The organism is Mesorhizobium sp. M4A.F.Ca.ET.050.02.1.1 (assembly GCF_003997725.1).
Lineage (GTDB): Bacteria > Pseudomonadota > Alphaproteobacteria > Rhizobiales > Rhizobiaceae > Mesorhizobium.
Map to the genome: position 1 here is coordinate 1 of NZ_RZSG01001276.1, position 950 is coordinate 950.

Sequence of the window (950 nt, forward strand, 5' to 3'; positions counted from 1 at the left end):
CGACCATGGTGTTGATCAGCGCCATCTGCTTCGGATCGACGGCCTTCTCGCCGATATCCCTGATCGTCTGCTTCATGATCTTCTGGGCAAGGTCGATCGCCGTCTCGTCGGTCAGCGCCAGCGGACCGACCGGCATGCCGGCCGCCTTGGCGGCGTTCTCGATCATCGCCACCGGGACACCCTCGATCAGCATCTTGTAGGCTTCCGACATGTAGCGCAGCACGCAGCGATTGACGTAGAAGCCGCGCGTGTCGTTGACGACGATCGGCGTCTTCTTGATGGCGCGGACAAAATCGATGGCGGTCGCCAGCGCCTTGTCGCCGGTCTTCTTGCCGAGGATGATCTCGACAAGCATCATCTTGTCGACCGGCGAGAAGAAGTGGATGCCGACAAAATTCTTCGGTCGCGCCGAATTCTTCGCCAGCGAGGTGATCGGGATGGTCGAGGTGTTGGAGGCGAAGATCGCCGACGACTTCAGCACCGCTTCCGCCTTTTCGGTGGCGCTCTTCTTGACGGCGGAATCCTCGAACACGGCCTCGACCACCAGATCGCAGCCGGCGAGGTCGGCATAGTCGGCCGTCGGCGTGATCAGCGAAAGCAACTTGTCCTTCTCTTCCGGCTTGGCGCGGCCCTTCTTGACCTGATCAGAAATCAGGCTGTCGGAATGCGCCTTGCCCTTTTCTGCCGACTCCATGTCGCGGTCGAGCAGCACGACGGGAATGCCGGCCTTGGCCGTGACATAGGCGATGCCGGCGCCCATGAAGCCGGCGCCGAGGATGCCGATCTTCTTGAACTTGGTGTCCGGCACGCCGGCCGGGCGACGCGCGCCCTTGTTCAATTCCTGCAGCGAGACGAACAGCGAGCGGATCATCGCTGCCGCTTCGCTGGTCTGCATGATCTCGGTGAAGTAGCGCTGCTCGATCTTGAGCGCGGTGTCGAAGGGTACCAGG

1 protein-coding gene is annotated in these 950 nt (G+C 61.9%); it reads right to left on the bottom strand.

All coding sequences use genetic code 11. From position 1 onward, the window contains the following. Positions 1 to 950: 3-hydroxyacyl-CoA dehydrogenase family protein (locus tag EOA33_RS36910; protein WP_145989561.1), on the bottom strand; the 950-nt coding region annotated here is incomplete at both ends.